This window comes from Achromobacter sp. UBA2119, from assembly GCF_002331005.1.
GTDB classification, from domain to species: Bacteria; Pseudomonadota; Gammaproteobacteria; order Burkholderiales; family Burkholderiaceae_B; genus Achromobacter; species Achromobacter animicus.
This window is the reverse complement of the sequence record NZ_DCYD01000019.1, coordinates 644,886-662,757: the sequence shown is the minus strand read 5'-3', so window position 1 is coordinate 662,757 and position 17,872 is coordinate 644,886. Positions and strand designations below refer to the sequence as shown.

General features: G+C 65.5%; 6 protein-coding genes. 2 read left to right on the top strand and 4 right to left on the bottom strand.

The window, feature by feature from the left end; genetic code table 11:
• Position 1: 1 nt before the first annotated feature.
• From B3098_RS26590 to B3098_RS26575, 4 genes are all read right to left on the bottom strand, one after another.
• The gene (locus tag B3098_RS26590) at positions 2–925 is read right to left on the bottom strand and encodes an ABC transporter permease (protein WP_175183897.1); all 924 of its coding nucleotides are present in this window, start codon (positions 923–925) and stop codon (positions 2–4) included.
• 164 nt (positions 926–1,089) lie between these two features.
• Complete coding sequence (locus tag B3098_RS26585) at positions 1,090–2,616, bottom strand: ABC transporter substrate-binding protein (RefSeq protein ID WP_286900125.1); 1,527 nt, start codon at positions 2,614–2,616, stop codon at positions 1,090–1,092.
• A 50-nt stretch (positions 2,617–2,666) separates the two neighbouring features.
• The gene (locus B3098_RS26580) at positions 2,667–4,520 is read right to left on the bottom strand and encodes a dipeptide ABC transporter ATP-binding protein (protein WP_341767684.1); all 1,854 of its coding nucleotides are present in this window, start codon (positions 4,518–4,520) and stop codon (positions 2,667–2,669) included.
• A gap of 9 nt (positions 4,521–4,529) precedes the next feature.
• Complete coding sequence (locus B3098_RS26575; RefSeq protein ID WP_054415947.1) at positions 4,530–5,042, bottom strand: winged helix DNA-binding protein; 513 nt, start codon at positions 5,040–5,042, stop codon at positions 4,530–4,532.
• Positions 5,043–5,424: 382 nt separating this feature from the next.
• On the opposite strand from B3098_RS26575, the gene B3098_RS26570 reads away from it, so the two are divergent.
• Together B3098_RS26570 and B3098_RS26565 are read left to right on the top strand one after the other, a co-directional pair.
• Positions 5,425–7,095 carry a ShlB/FhaC/HecB family hemolysin secretion/activation protein gene (locus B3098_RS26570; RefSeq protein WP_286900121.1) on the top strand — a complete coding sequence of 557 codons (1,671 nt, stop codon included), beginning with the start codon at positions 5,425–5,427 and terminating at the stop codon, positions 7,093–7,095.
• Between the two features lie 25 nt (positions 7,096–7,120).
• On the top strand, positions 7,121–17,863 hold the full coding sequence (locus tag B3098_RS26565; RefSeq protein WP_286900120.1) for a hemagglutinin repeat-containing protein: 10,743 nt from the start codon (positions 7,121–7,123) through the stop codon (positions 17,861–17,863).
• Positions 17,864–17,872 lie beyond the last annotated feature (9 nt).

The following is a 17,872-nucleotide window of genomic DNA, read 5'->3' as shown; positions in this document are numbered from 1 at the left end:
CTCAGCGCGTGCGAATACGGGGATCGACAATGCCGTAGGCGATGTCGACGATCAGGTTGACCAGGACGATGACGGTGGCCAGCACCGTGACGGTGCCTTGCAGCACGGGATAGTCGCGGCCGGAAATGGCGTCGAAGGCCAGCGTGCCCAGCCCGGGCCAGTTGAAGACCATCTCGATCACGACGATGCCGCCGATCAGGCCGCCGAATTGCAGGCCCAGATACGTGATCAGCGGAATGGCGCAATTGCGCAGCGCATGCTTGTACAACACGATGCGCTCTTTCAGACCCTTGCTGCGCGCCACCATGATGTATTGCGCCGACAGCGTCTCCAGCATCGTCGTGCGCACCAGCCGGATATTGGTGGCGCTGAGAATGATAGCCATGGTCAGCGACGGCAGCACCAGGCTGGCCGGCCCGCTCCAGCCGGACGGCGGCAGCAGCGGGAAAGTAATCGACAGCAGCAGCACCAGCATCAGCGCCAGCCAGAAATTGGGGAAGGACAGGCCCACCAGCGACAAGATGCGGATGGCCTGGTCGGTCGCCTTGCCGCGCTTGATCGCCGCCTGGATGCCCAGCGGCAGCGAAATCAGGATGGACACGAGGAGCGACGTGAACGCCAGCATCAGCGTCGCGGGCAGCGCATCGCCGATCAGCTTGGCGACCGGCGTGCCGCCCATGAAGCTGCGCCCGAAATCGCCATGCAGCAGCCCCTGCATATACGACAGATATTGTTCGTGGAACGGCCGGTTCAACCCGAGCGCCTGCCGGATGTTGGCCAGGTCCTGTTCGGTCACGCTGCCCGACCCCTGGCTCAGCATCAGAGCAGGGTCGCCGGTCAGGCGCACGGCATAAGAAACAAGCAGCGTCACGGCCACGATCACGAAGACGGCCTGCAACACGCGTTTAATGAGAAATCCGGTCATAAGGCGCCGCCCCGGCTTGCACCGTGGCGGGTAGAGGGTGTTAATGCGGCACTAGCTGTTACCAATGCCTCAACGGAGCACTGCCGCCAGCGGGATGCCGCGGATCCGGGCTCTGCCGGTCCGCAGGCATGCCCCTGGGGGAAGCGCGAAGCGCTCGGGGGGACTTATTCAATGGCGGTTTCGACGAAACGGAAGCGGATGTCGCCCGGAACTTCCAGGTTCTTTACGCGCTTGTTCACGCCCACGATCGTGTTCAGGCTGTACAGCGGCAATTCCAGCGCCTGGTCGGCCACATACGCGGCGATCTCCTGCAGCATCGCCTCGCGCTTCTTCACGTCATAGACCGTGCGCTGCGCTTCCAGCATGGCGTTCAGCTTGGGGTCGTTGTCGTACGGATTCCACTTCTGGCCCGAGTGGTACATCAGGTACGCGGTGTTGTCGTAGTCGTACGTCCAGCCGCCCCATTGGTTCTGCCACATTTCGCCGGTCTTGCCGCCGGGGATGATGTCGTTTAGCAGCACGCCGGTTTCATACGGCTTGATGGTGGCGCGCACGCCCACGCCCTGCAGGTAGCCCGACACGGCTTGCGCCACTTCGCGGAAGTTCGAATCGCTGCCGCGCACGTCGATCTGCACCGTGGCGCCCGGCTTCACGCCGGCGGCGGCCAGCAGCTTCTTGGCTTCGGCGGGATTGAAGGGCAGGGGCTTTTGCTCGGGGTTGAAGCCAAACGACTGCGGGCCCTGGAAGCTGGCGATCGTCTTGGCCTGGCCCAGCAGCAGCTGCTTGACGATGGCGTCGCGATCGACCGCCATGATCAGCGCACGGCGCACGTCGCGGTGCTGCGTGATGCCGTTCTTGGTGTTGTAGCGCAGCGCGAAGGCCACCGGACCGCCGGTGGAAATCACGTCTGCATTGCCCGACTTCTTCACCGTTTCGATCAGGCCCAGCGGGATCAGCGTGGCGATGTCGATGCGGCCGGCCTGCAGCTCGGCGACCTGCGTGCCGGGTTCGCCGATGAAGCGGTACACGACCTTGTCCAGCTTCGGCTTGCCGCCCCAGTAGTCGTCATTGCGCGCCAGCGTCACGTTGACCTTGGGCTGGTAGCTGTCGAACTTGAACGGGCCCGTGCCGACCGGATGCGTGTTGAAGTTGTCTTCGCCCTTCTCAGTGATGTACTTCGGCGGCACGATCATCGCGCCGTAGCCTGCCAGTTTGGTCAGCAGCACCGGATCCGGCTGCTTCAGGATGAAGTCGACCGTGTACTCGTCCACCACCTTGACCTCGCCGATCGAGTCGTAGTTCGACTTCTGCGGGCCCTTGGCGCCTTCCGCGCCCAGCAGGCGCTCGAAGGTGAACTTGACGGCTTCGGCGTTGAAGGGCTCGCCGTTGTGGAACTTGACGCCTTCACGCAGCTTGAAGCGCAGACGCTTGTTGTCGTCCAGGTATTCCCAGCTGGTGGCAAGACCCGGCTGCAGCTTGAGGTCTGCACCGCGCATGGTCAGGCCGTCATACAGATTGCTGCCGACCGATCCCCAGAACGTCACGAAGGTGTCGATCGGATCCCAGCTGCCCGGATCCTGGTTGATGGCCACGTTCAGCGTGCCGGCAGCTTGCGCCGTCGAAACGGGCAGCGCGGCGGCGAGGGCCAAGGTCAGCGCGGTGGCGGAGAGGGTGGTGCGAAGGAATTGCATGGTCGCCTCCAGGGACGGGAAATCGGGTCGGACCGACGGATGAAAGAGGTTCAGGCGGCGCGAGCGACCTGATGGCCGGGCGCGAACTCGAAGAGGGGAACGATGGCAGGCTCATCGCCGACCCGGCGCACCGGGCTGGGGATCTCGCCTTCGATCAGGGAAGTGTCGATGTGGCGGCCGGGCTCGGCCACCGGCACCGCAGCCAGCAGCTTGCGCGTGTAGGCATGCTGCGGCGATTCAAAGATCTGGCGGCGCGTGCCCAGCTCGACGATCTGGCCCAGGTACAGCACTGCGACCCGGTGGCTGACCTTTTCCACCACCGCCATGTCGTGCGTGATGAACAGATACGACAGCCCGCGATCCTTCTGCAGGTCCATCAGCAGGTTCAGGATCTGCGCCTGGATCGACACGTCCAGCGCAGACACAGATTCGTCCGCGATGATCAGTTTGGGATTGCTGGCCAGCGCGCGCGCGATGCACACCCGCTGGCGCTGGCCGCCCGAGAACTCATGGGGATAGCGCGTGGCGTGTTCGGGCTTCAGTCCCACCTGTTCCAGCAGCTCGCCCACGCGGCGCGCGATGGCGTCTTCACCGGTCAGCAGGCCATGCGTGCGAATCGGTTCGGCGATGCTGAAGGCCACGGTCTTGCGCGGATCCAGCGACGCATACGGATCCTGGAAGATGTATTGGATTTCCTGGCGCAGGCGCTGCCGGCCGGCACTGTCCATCGAGAAAATATCCTGCCCGTTGTAGCGCACGGCGCCGGACGTCGGCGCCACCAGCTGCTGCAAGGTCTTGCCGATGGTGGACTTGCCGCTGCCCGATTCGCCCACCAGCGCCAGGGTCTCGCCGGGATAGACGTCAAAGCTGACCTGCTCCACCGCATGCACGCGGTGCGTTACGCGGCCGAACAGGTTGTGGCCCACGTCAAAACGCGTGGTCAGCTTGTCCACGCGCAGCACGGGTTCGTCGTAGCTGGCCGTGTCCTGCTCGCGGGTCTCGCCCACCTCGCGCAGCGTGTCGCCTTCCAGCACGGTCTGCGGCGTGCGCAGCGGCAGGTCGCGGCCCGTCAGGCTGCCCAGACGCGGCACGGCGGCCAGCAGCGCGCGCGTGTACGGATGCTTGGGCGCGTTGAAGATGTCTTGAACGGTGCCTTGCTCGACCTTCTTGCCGCGCAGCATCACGACCACATCGTCGGCCATCTCGGCCACCACGCCCATGTCGTGGGTGATGAAGATGACGGCCGTGCCCAGGTCGCGTTGCAACTCGCGGATGGTGTTCAGGATCTGCGCCTGGATGGTGACGTCCAGCGCCGTCGTCGGCTCGTCGGCAATCAACAGGCGCGGCTGGCACGACAGCGCCATCGCAATCATCACGCGCTGGCGCATGCCGCCCGACAACTGGTGCGGATAACGGTCCAGCAGTTGTTCGGCGTCGGGCAGGCGCACCTTTTCCAGCAACTTGCGTGCGGACTGGCGCGCCGCGGAGCGTGACAGCTGCTGGTGCAGCATGATGGCTTCGACGATCTGGTCGCCGATCGTGAACACCGGGTTCAGCGACGTCATCGGCTCCTGGAAGATCATCGCGATGTCGTTGCCGCGAATCGCCCGCATCTGTTCGTCGCTGGCCTGGGTCAGATCGACCTCGCGATCGTCGCCGTCACGGAACAGGATCTGGCCGGTGGAAATGCGCCCGCCGTTGTAATCGGTCAGGCGCATGATCGCCATCGACGTGACGGACTTGCCGGAACCGGACTCGCCCACGATCGCCAGCGTGCGGCCGGGCCGCACGTCGAAATCCAGGTTGTCGACGGCGCGAAAGCCGCCGGTGTCGGTATTGAAGTCGACCGAGACGCCGCGCACGGACAGCAGCGGAGCGGAAGAAGAAGCGGTGGTGCTAGACAACGTGGATTCTCACAGCGAGGTGGCGGCGCGGGCAGCCTGGTCGTACAGGCCCGAGAGGGCGCGCAGGGTGTTGGCCAACTGATGGCTGGCGTCGTCTGCGGCGGGGGAGTCGATGAATGGCTTGACGAGGCACTGCTCGCGCACCTCGGCGTAGCGCTGGATCGCGGCCGCGCCGGCGTCGGTCGTGGTGTAGATCACTTCCTTGCCGGTCTTGGCGCTTTGAACGACGCCCAGACGCTCCAGCTTCTTGAGCGAATAGTTCACCAGATGGGTGTCTTCGACATTCAGGGTGAAGCAGATGTCCGCCAGTTTCTTGCCCCGGCCCCGATGGAACACGTGGTTGAGCACCAGGATGTCCAGCGACGTGAGTTCGGGCAGTCCCGCGCAGGCCATGCAACGCACCATCCAGCGATTGAACGCATGCGACGCGATGATCAGGCCGAATTCGACCTCGGACAGCTCAGGAGCGGACGAGGCGAGGTGGGAAGACGAAACGATTGCGTCCCGGACGGATACAGGCATGGGTGAGTCAGGCAAGGGGACGGATCGGCGACAAAACGTTGGTGAATTATTGACGATTTGTGGATATGGGTGCATTCGGGTTAACCCGGTCTGAGCTTTCGGATTTCTCTGATTCCGGTGTGCTAGGGCGGCGATTTACAAATGCGTTCCTCGCGAAGGCTGTTCTGACAAATGTCAACAGAGACACGGTCCTGAGGCCTGCGCACTCCCCACATCGCCTATCCCACCTAAGCAAAAAATGCCCGAAAACCATGCAGGTCAACGCGCGGACGCGGCAGGTCCGACGCGGCGGTGCGTACACCAACGTCGCCTTGCGGCTGTTCATACTTGGCCCGGCAGGCGATCACGGCAGTGCTGGCTGGCAAAGGGGATCTGGGCGGCAGTGTTCGCGGCTGCAAGCGCAGGCCCCGTCCTGGGCCAGCCGGCACCGCAGACACCTCCTACGGCAACGGAAATCCAGCGCCGGCAGGAACAAGACATCGACGCGCACCGCGCCCGCGCGGCGGAGCGGCCCGACATCCTGTCGGCGCCGTCCGTGGACGCCGCGCGCGAGTTGGCGCTACCGGAGGAAAGCCCGTGCTTTGCCGTGCGAGAAGTCATCTGGGAGGGCGCTGAACCGCCGACACGCTTGACTAGCGCCATGGTGGCAGTGCTTGGCGAGTGCGTCGGCGGCAGCGGGCTGCGCGCGCTGCAGGAACACCTGATCGGCTTGCTGCTCGATGAGGGCCTGATCACCGCGCGGGTCGTCGTGCCCGAACAATCGCTGGCGGCCGGCTCGTTGACGCTGCGGTATCTGCCGGGCCGCATCTCCGCCGTGCAAAGCCTGGGCGCCATCGGCTGGTGGCGCACGGCGCTGCCCACGGGCCCGGGCGGCGAACTGAACCAGCGAGACCTGGACCAGGCGCTCGAGAACATCCGGCGTCTTGGCAGCCAGACCGACGCCGCCATCGACATCGCGCCAGGCCCCGACGCGGGCGACTCCGACATCCTCATCAAGCCCGGCACGGGCAAGCGCTGGCATGGCTATCTGGGCGGCGACAACGGCGGCATGGACACCATCGGCAAATACCAGATCAATGCCGGCCTGACGCTGGATTCCCCGCTGTTCCTATACGACCAGCTGTCGGTCTCGTGGAACAGCAACGCGCATTGGCGCGACGCCGACTCCAACACACGCGCGGCCTCCGTCAACTACAGCCTGCCGTTTGGCTACTGGACCGTCTTCGCGGGCGCCAGCAAATCCACGTACCGCCAGACGGTTGCGGGCTTCGAAGAACCCATCGTCTATGGCGGCACCACCAAGCAGATCCAGGCGGGCGCGTCGGTTGTGCCGTATCGCGGCACCGCCTACAAAGGCAATCTGTCATTCACCATGTTGCGCAAGCGCACCGACAGCACCCTGAACGATGTGGCCATCGACGTTCAGCGCCGCGACGTCACCGGGTACGAAATCGGCTACGGGCATCGCCATTACGCCGGGCGCGCGGTGCTCGACATTGGCGGCGGCGTGCGTGGCACGCTGCCGCAGTTCTCCGACGCACCCGGCTACGTCTACGGCGATCCCGACTGGAACGGGCGCAGCACCATCCTCACCGCCAACGCGGGGCTGCATCTGCCGTTCCAGATCGCCGAGCACTCCCTGGCCTATCAGGCCAACTGGCAGATCCAGCACGCTAAGACGGCCATCCTGCCCGCCGACTATTTCACGATCGGCAACCGCTACGCCGTACGCGGCTTCGACGGCCAGATGACGCTCGCCGCCGAAGACGGCTGGACGCTGCGCAACGACCTGTCGTTCAACCTCGACGCGTTGACCGGGCTTCCCGGACAGCAGATCTACACCGGCGTCGACGTGGGCCGCGTGGGCGGCCCGTCCGCCGCGTATCTTTCCGGCCGCACGCTGGTCGGCGCCGTCGCCGGCCTGCGCGGACGCCTCTCCATCCCATACGTCAACGCCAGTTACGACCTGTCCGCCGGCTGGCCGTTGAAGAAACCCGAATCGCTCAAAACCGCATCGACCGTCATCGCGATGGCCTTGATGCTCGAGTTCTGAATCCGCTGTTCCCCGTCAGGTACGCATGATGTCCAAGCTTCGTTCGTTGATCGTCTGGTCCATCGTCTTCACGCAAGTCTGGACGCCCCTGCTGGCGCAGACGCTGCCGATCTCGGTCGACAAGAGCGTGCCCGGCCAGAAGCCGATCGTGGGCGTCAGCAACGGCGTGCCCGTCGTGAACATTGCGCCGCCGTCGGCGGGCGGGGTCTCCAACAACCGCTACACGCAATTCAACGTCGGACCGTCGGGCGTGGTGCTGAACAACAGCGGCGGCGCCAGCCAGACACAATTGGCCGGCCAGGTGGCCGGCAACGTCATGCTGGGCAACCAGCGCGCCACCACCATCCTGAATCAGGTCACCGCGCCCAACCCGTCGCAACTGATGGGCACGCTGGAAGTCGCCGGCAACCGCGCCAACGTCATCGTCGCAAACCCGGCGGGCATCACCTGCAACGGCTGCGGCTTCCTGAACGCGGACCGCGCCACGCTCACCACGGGCCGCCCGCACGTCGGTCCTGACGGCAACATCGCGTTGGACGTCGCCGGCGGCAAGCTGCGCATTGAAGGCGAGGGGCTGAACGGCACCGCGGCCAGCCAGGTCGACCTCATCGCCCGCACGCTCGAAATCAACGCCGGCGTCTGGGCCGACCGGCTCAACGTCACGGCGGGCGCCGCGCGCGTGGACTACGCGACGGGCAACGCGACGGCCCGCGCGGGCGAAGGTCCGGCGCCCGTCGTGGCGCTGGACACCGCGGCGCTGGGCGGCATGTACGCCAACAGCATCCGCCTGATCGGCACCGAGGCCGGCGTCGGCGTGAACGTGGGCGGCAACCTGGTCGCGCTGACCGGCGATCTGGAGGTCAGCGCATCCGGTGACGTGCGCATCGCACCCAGCGCCGCCATGCAGGCGGGCCGCGATCTGCGGCTGGCGTCGGGGCGTGATGTGGCGGTGGACGGCGCGGTGCAGGCCGCGGGCAATGTGGCGCTTGTCGCTGGCCGTGATGTTGGGATCACCGGCGTGGTGGGCGCGGGCGGCTCGGTTGATGTGAATGCGGCGGGCGACGTGAAGGTGGCCGCACAAGGGGCGTTGCAGACGCAAGGTGCGCTGCGTGTCGCGGCGGGGCAGGATTTGGCGCTGGGTGGCTCGCTGTTGATGGGCGGGCAGGATGTGCGGGTTGAGTCCGGGCGCGATCTGCGGATTGGGGGGGATATGCCGGTGGGTGGTACGCCGCCGGCGGGTGGATCGGGTACGGAAGGGGCGGGCAATGCGGGTGGCGCTGGCTCGGGCGGTTCGAATGCAGGTGGTTCTGGCTCGGACGGATCGAATTCAGGCGGCTCCAATGCGGGCGCTGGCGGCGCGGGTGCGGAAGGCGGCGCGTCGAACGCCACCAGCGGGGCGGCGCAGGCCGGCACGAACGCCAGCGGTCTGGTCACCGCCAAGGGCGCCCTTGCATTGACGGCGGCACGTGACGTCGTGCTCCCCGGCCAGGTCACCGCAGCAGGCGCACTGCAGGCGCAGGCGGCCGGCGATCTGACCGCCGGCGCGACTGCACAATTGCAATCGGGCGGATCCGCCCAGATCCGTGCCGGCGCGGACCTCAGCCTTGGCGGCCTCGTCGGCGCGCGCGGCGACATCACGCTGTTGGCGGGGCGCGACGCACGCGTGACGGGCACGGGATCGTCCACCGGCCGCGTCGCCCTCGACGCCACGCGCAACCTTCGCATCGACGCGCCCGCGCAGTGGGACGCCGAGGGCGCGGTTGCCGCGAAGGCAGGCGGCGATCTGGCGCTGGCCGGTACGCTCCGCGCCAACCGCGACACCACGCTCACGGCGGGTAAAGCACTGGCTGTCGACGGCACGGTCTCGGCCGCGTCCGGCGGCATGAACATCTCGGCAGGCGGCGACGTCTCCGTCGGTTCGACATCCCAGGTGGCCGCAGCCGGCAACCTTGGCCTGACCGCCGGCGGCGACCTGCAAAGCAAGGGCAAGATCACGTCGCTGAAAGACCTGTCGTTGCAAGCGGCGCGCAACATTCAACTCGACGGCGCTACGCTCGCCACCGGCAATCTCCAGGTGCAGGCGGGCGAGACCCTGACGGCGTCGTCCGCATCGCGCATTCAAGCGGACGGCTCGGCCACAATCGCTGCCGGCGACGCATCGCTCGCGGGCGCGTTGATCGCGGGGCAATCCGCGCAGATCAACACACAAGGCAACCTGCGCGTGGACGGCACGGTGCTGGCCGACGCCGGCACGCTGAAAGCCGTCAGCGGCGGCGACATCACGCTCGGCAAGGACAGCGTCCTGCAGTCCGCGCAGCACCTGACTGGCCAAGCTGGCGGGAAGCTGATTGCGAATGGCACCGTGTCCGGTGAAACCAACATCCAGCTTTCCGCTGGAACCGACGCCCAATTGAATGGCAAGACGGTCGCCAACGGCACGCTGCGCGCCGATGCGGGCGGTGACCTGACGGTGGGCCAGGACGGACTCGCGCAGGGCAGCGCAAATCTGCATCTGGGCGCGGGCCAGGATCTGCGCGTCGCGGGCACGGCCGGCACCGCGCAATCGGCGACAGGCGTCGGCAGCGCGCAATCGGCGGTGGGCGCAGGCGCCCAATCGGCGACAGGTGCAGGCAGCGCGCAATCGGCGGCAGGCGTTGGCACCGCCCAATCGGCGGCAGGCGCAGGCGGCGTGCTGCAGGCCGAGGCGGGCCGCGATCTCTTCGTGACCGGCCTTATCACGGCGGGCACGCCCGTCAGCCTCTCAGCCACGCGGAATATCGGCATTGACGGCACGGTCGCGGCCCTTGTGGGCGACCTGACGGCCGATGCGGCCGGACAATTGCAAGTCGGCGCCAACGGCCGCATGCAAGCCGCGCAGAACCTGGCTGCGACATCCAGCGGAGACCTGGCGTCCGACGGCGCGATCGTCGCGGGCGGCGGCCTGACGCTCGCGGCGACCGGCGATGCGCGCCTGGGCGGCACTGCCGCCGCACTCGGCGAGGCCGGCACCGGCAACTTGCTGCTCTCTGGCCGCGACGTGACCGTCAAGCAAGGCGGCCAGGTGCAGGCCGCAGGCACGTTCACCGCGCAAGCCCAACGCGACCTCGCCGCCGCTGGCGCACTGGCGTCGGTCGGCGACATGATGCTGGCCGCCGCGCGCGATGCACGCGTGGACGGCACGGCCGCCAGCGACGCGAACCTCACGCTCAGTGGCCGCAACGTCGTCGTCGGCGCGGCAGGCTTGGCACAGGCCGCCGGCACGCTCACGTCCACCGCGCAAGGCACATTGCTTGCGGCCGGCAGCATGCTGGCCGGCGTCGCGCAGACGCTCACGGCGAGCGACGGCATGACCATCGACGGCACCGTCGCCGCATTGCAGGGCGACCTGACGCTCACCACGCTGCGCGGCGACCTCGTGACGGGCGCCGCGTCGACCCAACAGGCCGGCGCGGTATTGACCGCCACCGCAGGTGGCGCCCTGAAGACAATGGGTTCCGCGGCAGCGGGGCAAGGCATGACGCTGCGCGCGGGCACCGATGCCACGCTCGGCGGCATTGCCGCCACGCAGGCGGGCAACGTCACCGTCGACGCAAAGGGAGCGCTGACCACCACGGCCGACGGCCGCATCCAATCAGCCGCCAACATCGACCTCGAATCCGGCGGCCTTCTGCACAACGCAGGCGTAGTATCCGCAGCCGGCGCCGCCAGTCTGACTTCAGAGTCCGGTCTGAACAACACCGGCTCCGTGCTCGCCGGCGGCGACCTCACCGCCACGGCGTCTAACGCGCTGACCAACTCCGGCCGCTTCATCGCCGGCGTCGGCGAAGACGGCACGCTCAGCCTGCCCGGCAGCGTCAACCTCACCGCAGCCTTCATCACGCACCCCGGCGTCAGCGCGGCCGGCAAGGACATGACACTGACGGCAGGCGGCATGGACCTGTCCAACGGCAACCTGTCGTCCATCGGCAAGCTCGCGCTCACGTCGCCCGGAGACATCACCACGCGCAACGCGGTGCTGCACGGCGGCAGCCTCGACATCGACGCCGTCAACCTGCGCAACCAAGGCGGCAAGCTGACGTCCGCAGGCGACGCCACGCTGAAACTGGGCGGTGAACTCGACAACACCAACGGCCTGATCGCCGCCGCGGGCGACGCCCGCATCGACGCTGCGCGCGTCGGCAATGCCGGCGGCACGCTGGCGGGTTCGGACGTGACGCTGGCCGCGACCGGCGCCGTCAACAATCAAGGCGGCCTGATCCAGGCCGACGACACCCTGACCCTGAATGCCGCCAGCCTGGACAACCACGCCACGCTGACCGCGGCCGGAGCACCGCCCAAAGGCGTGCTCGCCAAAACCGCCACCATCGTTGCGGGCGGGATCAACAACCAGGCCGGCTCCATCAGCGCCAGCCAAGACCTGACCCTCGACACCGGAGAGCTCGACAACACCGGCGGCGAAATCGCAGCCGGGCGCTACGCGACGGTCAAGGCGGCGGTGCTGAAGAACGCCCAGGGCAAGGTGTTGGCCGGCGAACGCCTGGCCGTCACGATCCAGGCGCTGCAAGGCCTGGGCCTGCTGCAATCCGCGCAGGATCTTTCGTTCACCTACACCGGTTCGCTCAACCAGACCGGCGACATCGCCGCGGGCCGCGACCTGACGATGTCGGTGGGCGGCAACATGGACAACAGCGCCACGGTCAGCGCCGGCCGCGACCTGTCCATCACGGCCAACTCGCTCAACAACCAGACCAGCGGCGAACTGCTCGCCGGGCGCAACAACACCATCAACGTCACCAACGGGCTGACCAACTCCGGCCTCATCGACGGCGGCTCGACCACCATCAACGCAGGCCGGGTCGACAACTTCGGCCGCATTTATGGCAACACCATCGCCATCCGCGCCGGAGAACTGGTCAACGGTTCGGGGCCGGGAGGCGGCGCGGTGATCGCGTCGCGGGGTGATCTGGATATCGGCGTCGGGTCGCTCGTGAACAAGGAGCATGGCCTGATCTATGCCGGCGCGGATCTGCGCATCGGTAGCGCGCTGGATGCGACGGGCAAGGCGGTTGGGCAGGCCGCATCGCTCGTGAATGCGGGAGCCACCATTGAGGCGGCGGGCAATGCGGTGATTTCCGCGGCATCGCTGCAGAACATCAATACGAACTACACCAGCGAGATTGTGCCGGTCCAGAAGGTGCCCAAACTGTACGTGACGCCGGCGGGTACGACCGACATGTACGACATGGAGACGCACTGGTTGTGCGACGAAGTCACGGCGCTGTGCGGCAAGACGCCGGATTGGCTGGACGACGACCCCGAGCGCAGGTTCCTGCTGTCGTCCACCAAGTACCCCTATGAACGCTATGGCCCGCCGTTCGACTATTCGCTCGGCGGCAGAGGCCAGGCAGGAGTCAGCACTCCCGTCACCCTGCCGTATGTGCCCTCCCGCTACGTCTGCGGCGGCGGAGACGCCGGTGAGTGCTATGACATACCGGAAAAATTCGTGTTCGGCCTCGACGCGCCGATATGGGCGGTCTTCGGCGTGACGCCTCCGGCTCCGCTTCCCGACTGGCAGGAACCCAGCGCGCCTTGCCTCAGCAATCATCCCAGGTGTGTGGAAGAGGCTGCTCAGCGCCTCGCCTATCAGAATGCCTATGAGGCCTATAAAGCGGCGTTCCTGGAACTGGATAAGCGTGTCCGTGAGTTCAATGCCGACTTCCGCACGCGGCTGGTGGGCACCTTCACGTACTACGAAGTCGAAGAGACCATCACCGAGACCCGCACCGTCTCTTCCGATCCCGGCAAGATCCTGTCTGGCGGCGCAATGACGCTCGTCGGCACCGTTACAAGCGATAAGAGCCAGATTGCGGCCGGTGGCACGTTGTCGGTCAGCGGCCCCGCCATCAACAACATTGGCGCCGGCGGTCAGCGGGTCATCACACGCATCGGCACCGCCACGGTCACCCAGGCCCGAGATAGCGACCGCAAGGAATATTCCGAGCCCTACAACCGCACCCTGACCGCCGAATCCATCGAGCTGCCAGTCGGCACCTCCGGTGGCAATCTGTCGGTATCCCTTAGTGGCGCGGCGCCCGGCGCCAACGGCGCCACCGCAACCGGCCCGGTTCTGATCGCCAGCCTCGGTCTGCCCAGCGGCAACGTCGTGCGCACCGTCTCCAACCCGGCCACGATCCCCGACAGCCAACTGTTCGCCGTCAACGGCACGCCCGATGCACCCTACGTCGTCGCCACCGACCCGCGCTTCATCGGCAACCGCGAGTCCGTCTCCAGCAACTACCTGTTCGGGCTTCTGCGACAACCCGGCGCGCCCGTCGGCAACGCCGGCGCATCCGGCGCCATCAATACAGGCCTGGGCAACACTCCCGGCGGCCTGAACGCCCTGATCCCCGCCGGCGCCAAATTTCTGACCCCGTCCGGTGAGCCCCGTCGCCTGGGCGACGGCTTCTACGAACAAAAGCTCGTCGCTGACCAAATCCTGGCCACCACTGGCCAGCGCTTCCTGGAAGGCTTTGGCGACAACGACAGCCAGTACAAGCAGCTGCTCGCCAACGGCGCGCAGTTCGCGCTGAGCAACGGCATCAAGCTCGGTGCCGCGCTGACCGAAGCGCAGCAACGCCAACTCACCACCGACCTCGTCTGGCTCGTCGAGCAGACCGTCACACTGCCCGACGGCACCACCGAGACGGTGCTGGTCCCGCAGGTCTACCTCCTGGTGCGCGAAGGCGACCTGCAGGGCGACGGCACCCTCATGGCCGGCCGCGACGTCAAACTCGCCGCCGACGGCGACATCACCAACAGCGGCACCATCGGCGCCCGCGACGCCACCGTCATGACTGCCTCCAACATCGTCAACCAGGCTGGCGGCTTGATCCAGGGCGCCATCGTCGACCTCGCCGCGCGCGAAGACCTGACCAATCTGGTCTCGCTCATCAAGGGCGACAACGTTGCCCTGTCGGCCGGCCGCGACATCGCGCTGACTTCCACGTCCGCGTCCGAAAACAATGGCGCCACCTGGGGTTCCTACGTCTCGGGCGTCTCCCGCGTAGACGCCGGCGACCTCAGCCTGCAAGCCGGCCGCGACATCAACCTGACGGCAGCACAAGTCACGGCCACGGAAGATGCGCGCTTGCAAGCAGGCCGCGACATCAACCTGGCCGCGCTGCAGGAAAGCCATGGCGAATCGCTGGTCCGCAACAAGAAGAACCGGCACGACCTGAGCACCAGCTCGGAAGTCGGTTCATCCATCGCGGCAGACGGCAACCTTACGCTGATCGCAGGGCAGGACGTCAATGCCCGCGCCGCGGATGTCACGGCAGGCGAACAGCTTGCCGTTGGGGCGGGTCGGGATATCAACCTGACGGCGGGCGTGCAGACCGGCTCGGCGTACGACGAGACCTATTACAAAACCAAAGGGTTCATGTCGTCGAAGACGACGCACACCAAGACGGCCCGCGACTGGGAGCAATCCCTGGCCACCACCTTCACCGGCGATACCGCCGTACTGATGGCGGGCCGCGACTTGAACGTATCGGGCTCGAATGTCGGCGCGCAGAAGGACCTGGTGATGTCGGCCGAGCGCGACGTCAACATCCTGCCCGGCCAAAATGCCCAGGACAGCTACGACTACAAGATGGTCAAGAAGTCCGGCTTTGGCGCCATGGGCGGGTTCAGCTTTGGCACCAGCAAACAGACCGACTCGCTGGACAGCAAAAAAGTCTTCCACAACGCCAGCACCGTCGGCAGCGTAGAAGGCGATGTCCTGATCAACGCCGGCAACGCGCTGAACATCACCGGCAGCAACGTCATCGCGCGCCAAGGCGACATCACGCTGATCGGCAAGGAAGTCAACATCGGCGCGGCGTTGGATACGACCCAGGAGCGCGAATTCCATGAGATCAAGCAGTCGGGGCTGACGCTCACGGCGAGCAACCCTATCGTCAGCGCCGTGCAGACTGGCGTGCGCATGGCCGATGCGGCGGGCAAGTCAGACAACGCCGTCATGCAGGGCCTGGCGGGAGTCACCACAGGATTGGCGGCAGTCAATGCCTACGACGCGGTGCAAGCGTCTTCCAAGGCGGCCGCTGCGGCTGAAGCCGCCAAGCCGGGCTCCTCCAACCAAATCGACAAGGTTGGCGGCGTCAGCATCAAACTCAGCCTGGGCACCAGCAAGAGCAGCAGCACGACCGATCGCAACGCATCAAACGCTTTCGGGTCGACCGTCGCCGCAGGCAAGGACCTGACCATCGTTGCGCAAGGCGCGGGCAAGGACTCGGACATCACTGTCACCGGCTCTACGCTGTCGGCCGGCAACAACGCGGTGCTTAAAGCCGAAGGCGACATCGTGCTGGAAGCCGCGCGCAACGCCTTCGAGCAAAAGACCACCAGCAAGAGCAGCAGCGCGAGCGTCGGTATCGGCTACACAACTGGCGGGCAGCGAAACGGCTTCACGCTCGAATTGGGTGCGTCCGTGGGAAGAGGCAACGCCAACGGCAAGGACGAAAGCTGGACCAACACCAACGTCACCGCAGGAAAGGTCTTGGCGATCCAGTCCGGCGGCGACACCACGCTTAAAGGCGCTTCGGGCAAAGCCGACCAGATCATCGCATCGGTCGGCGGCAATCTGTTGCTGGAGAGCTTGCAGGACAGCAGCAAATACGACTCCAAGAACAAAAGCGCGGGCTTCGGCCTGACGCTGTGCATCCCTCCGTACTGCGCGGGCTCGAGCAGTGTCTCGGCCAACGCCAGCACCGGCAAGATGAACAGCAACTTCAAGACCGTGACGGAGCAGACGGGTTTGTGGGCAGGCGACGGCGGCTTCCTGATCGACGTCAAGAACAACACCACGCTCATCGGCAGCGTCATCGCCAGCAGCGACGAGGCGGTCGCCGACGGTCTCAACAAACTTACGACTGGGACGCTGGTCACTGAAGATCTAAAGAACACGGCGCGCTACAGCGGCAGCCAGGTGTCGATCGGGGGTGGGTTCGGGTTTGGCGGCGCTAAAGCCAGCGACTCAGGCCTGGGCACCACCAAGGGCGGCGAGGTTGCCGGCGGTGCGAGCAAAGATGCGGGCACGTCCATTTCCACGGGCAGTAGCGGCTTTGGAATGGGCACACCGATTGTGGTCGCGGCGAGCGGCAATAGCAGTTCAACGACGCGAAGCGGCATCAGTGGCGGCACGATCGTTATTCGTGATGAGGCGGGACAGGTCGCGCTGACCGGCAAGACGGGCGCGGAGACGATTGCGTCCTTGAACCGAGATACGTCGGATACGTTGAATGCGCTTAAGGCGATCTTTGACAAGGAGAAGATCGAGGCGGGGTTTGAAATCGCGTCGGAAGCCCAGCGTCAGGCGGGCCAGTTTTTGACGAACCGGGCGAAGGAAATAAAAGCAGCCAAGGAGCGCTCGGAAGATCCATCCCTTCCGTATTTGGAGCGCGCTAAAGCAGCCCAGGAATATGCCGATCTGGAAAGCAAGTGGGGCGCGCGGGGAACCTATAGTCAGTGGGGGGCGATCGTTCTGGGCGCGGCCAGCGGAAACGTGACCGGTGGCACAAGCCAATTTGTTCAGGCTGCGGCTGTCAATTATCTGCAAACCCTTGGCGTAGCCCAAATCAAGGAGTTGAGCGGCGCGCTAGGTGGCGAGGGCTCAGTCGGCCACGCCGCGCTGCATGCGGTATTGGGCTGCGCCGGCGCTGCAGCACAAGGCGCATCGTGCGGTGCGGGCGGGGCTGGCGCGCTTTCAGGCGTTGTGCTGAACAAGCTGCTGGAGAGCATGGACGGAGTCCAAGGCAAATACCTGACTCCCGAAGAAGCTCAGGCGCGCACCAATTTGATTTCCAGCATCGTCGCGGGCATAGCGGCGTCGATTGATCCCAATGCGGCGGTGCCCGCCGAGCTTGCGGCACGCATAGAGGTGGAGAACAACAGCCAGTACAGGAACCGCGACAAGGTTGCCCGGATGAAGGCCGAGCTCGTGGGGCGCCTGGAGGCAGAGTGCGGCAATGACAATGGCTGCTTGCAGGCAGGGTGGGCTGAAGCCGATCGGATGGCGGCGTCGTATGACGAAGTTCTTACGATGACCCACTACCCTGATATGACTAAAAAGAAGGCCGACGAGCTTGCGCAAGTGGTGCTGGATCTGGCTCCAGGAGTATCAAGTGCCAGCGCGCTTTACGAGCTGGTGACGGGGAGGATGGCGACCGGCGATGAGGCAAATCGATATTTCGCGGCGATCGGTCTTGTGCCTCTGGCTGGCGGGATGATCAAGAAAGGCGGCCAAACAATACATGTGTTCGCGGAGACAGATAAGGCGCTTGACGTGGGGAGGGTGGGAGGCGCGAAAGCGACTTCGACACCCCGTACGCCCCTCGCTGGTCCTACTGACAACTGGAATACATTTGTTAATGCTGAAAAGCAGATTCAACTGGATGTGCGTGCTCGGCAGCGAATAGATCAAGTTATTGCTGAAACGCTATCCGGTAAGAAGAACTTCACGAGCTCCATGACGCTTACAACCGATGAGGCCCTAGCTGCTGGGCAAAAATATCTCGGTCCCGAGTATAAGGAAATCGGTAAACCTGGATCTGGGGTATTCCAGAGCGCTGATGGCAGCAGGGAATTCCGTATAGACCTAGGATCCTTATCAGGAGCACACAAGCCGGGAGTTCCACATGTGCATTTTGGAGTTAAAGACCCTGTGACTGGAAAATATATCTCTAATAATCATGTTCCTTATGCGGATTAGGATGTAAAT

Coding starts and splice junctions, on each gene's coding strand:
- B3098_RS26590 (WP_175183897.1), bottom strand. CDS start 925: ATGACCGGATTTCTCATTAAACGCGTGTTGCAGGCCGTCTTCGTGATC.
- B3098_RS26585 (WP_286900125.1), bottom strand. CDS start 2,616: ATGCAATTCCTTCGCACCACCCTCTCCGCCACCGCGCTGACCTTGGCC.
- B3098_RS26575 (WP_054415947.1), bottom strand. CDS start 5,042: ATGCCTGTATCCGTCCGGGACGCAATCGTTTCGTCTTCCCACCTCGCC.
- B3098_RS26565 (WP_286900120.1), top strand. CDS start 7,121: ATGATGTCCAAGCTTCGTTCGTTGATCGTCTGGTCCATCGTCTTCACG.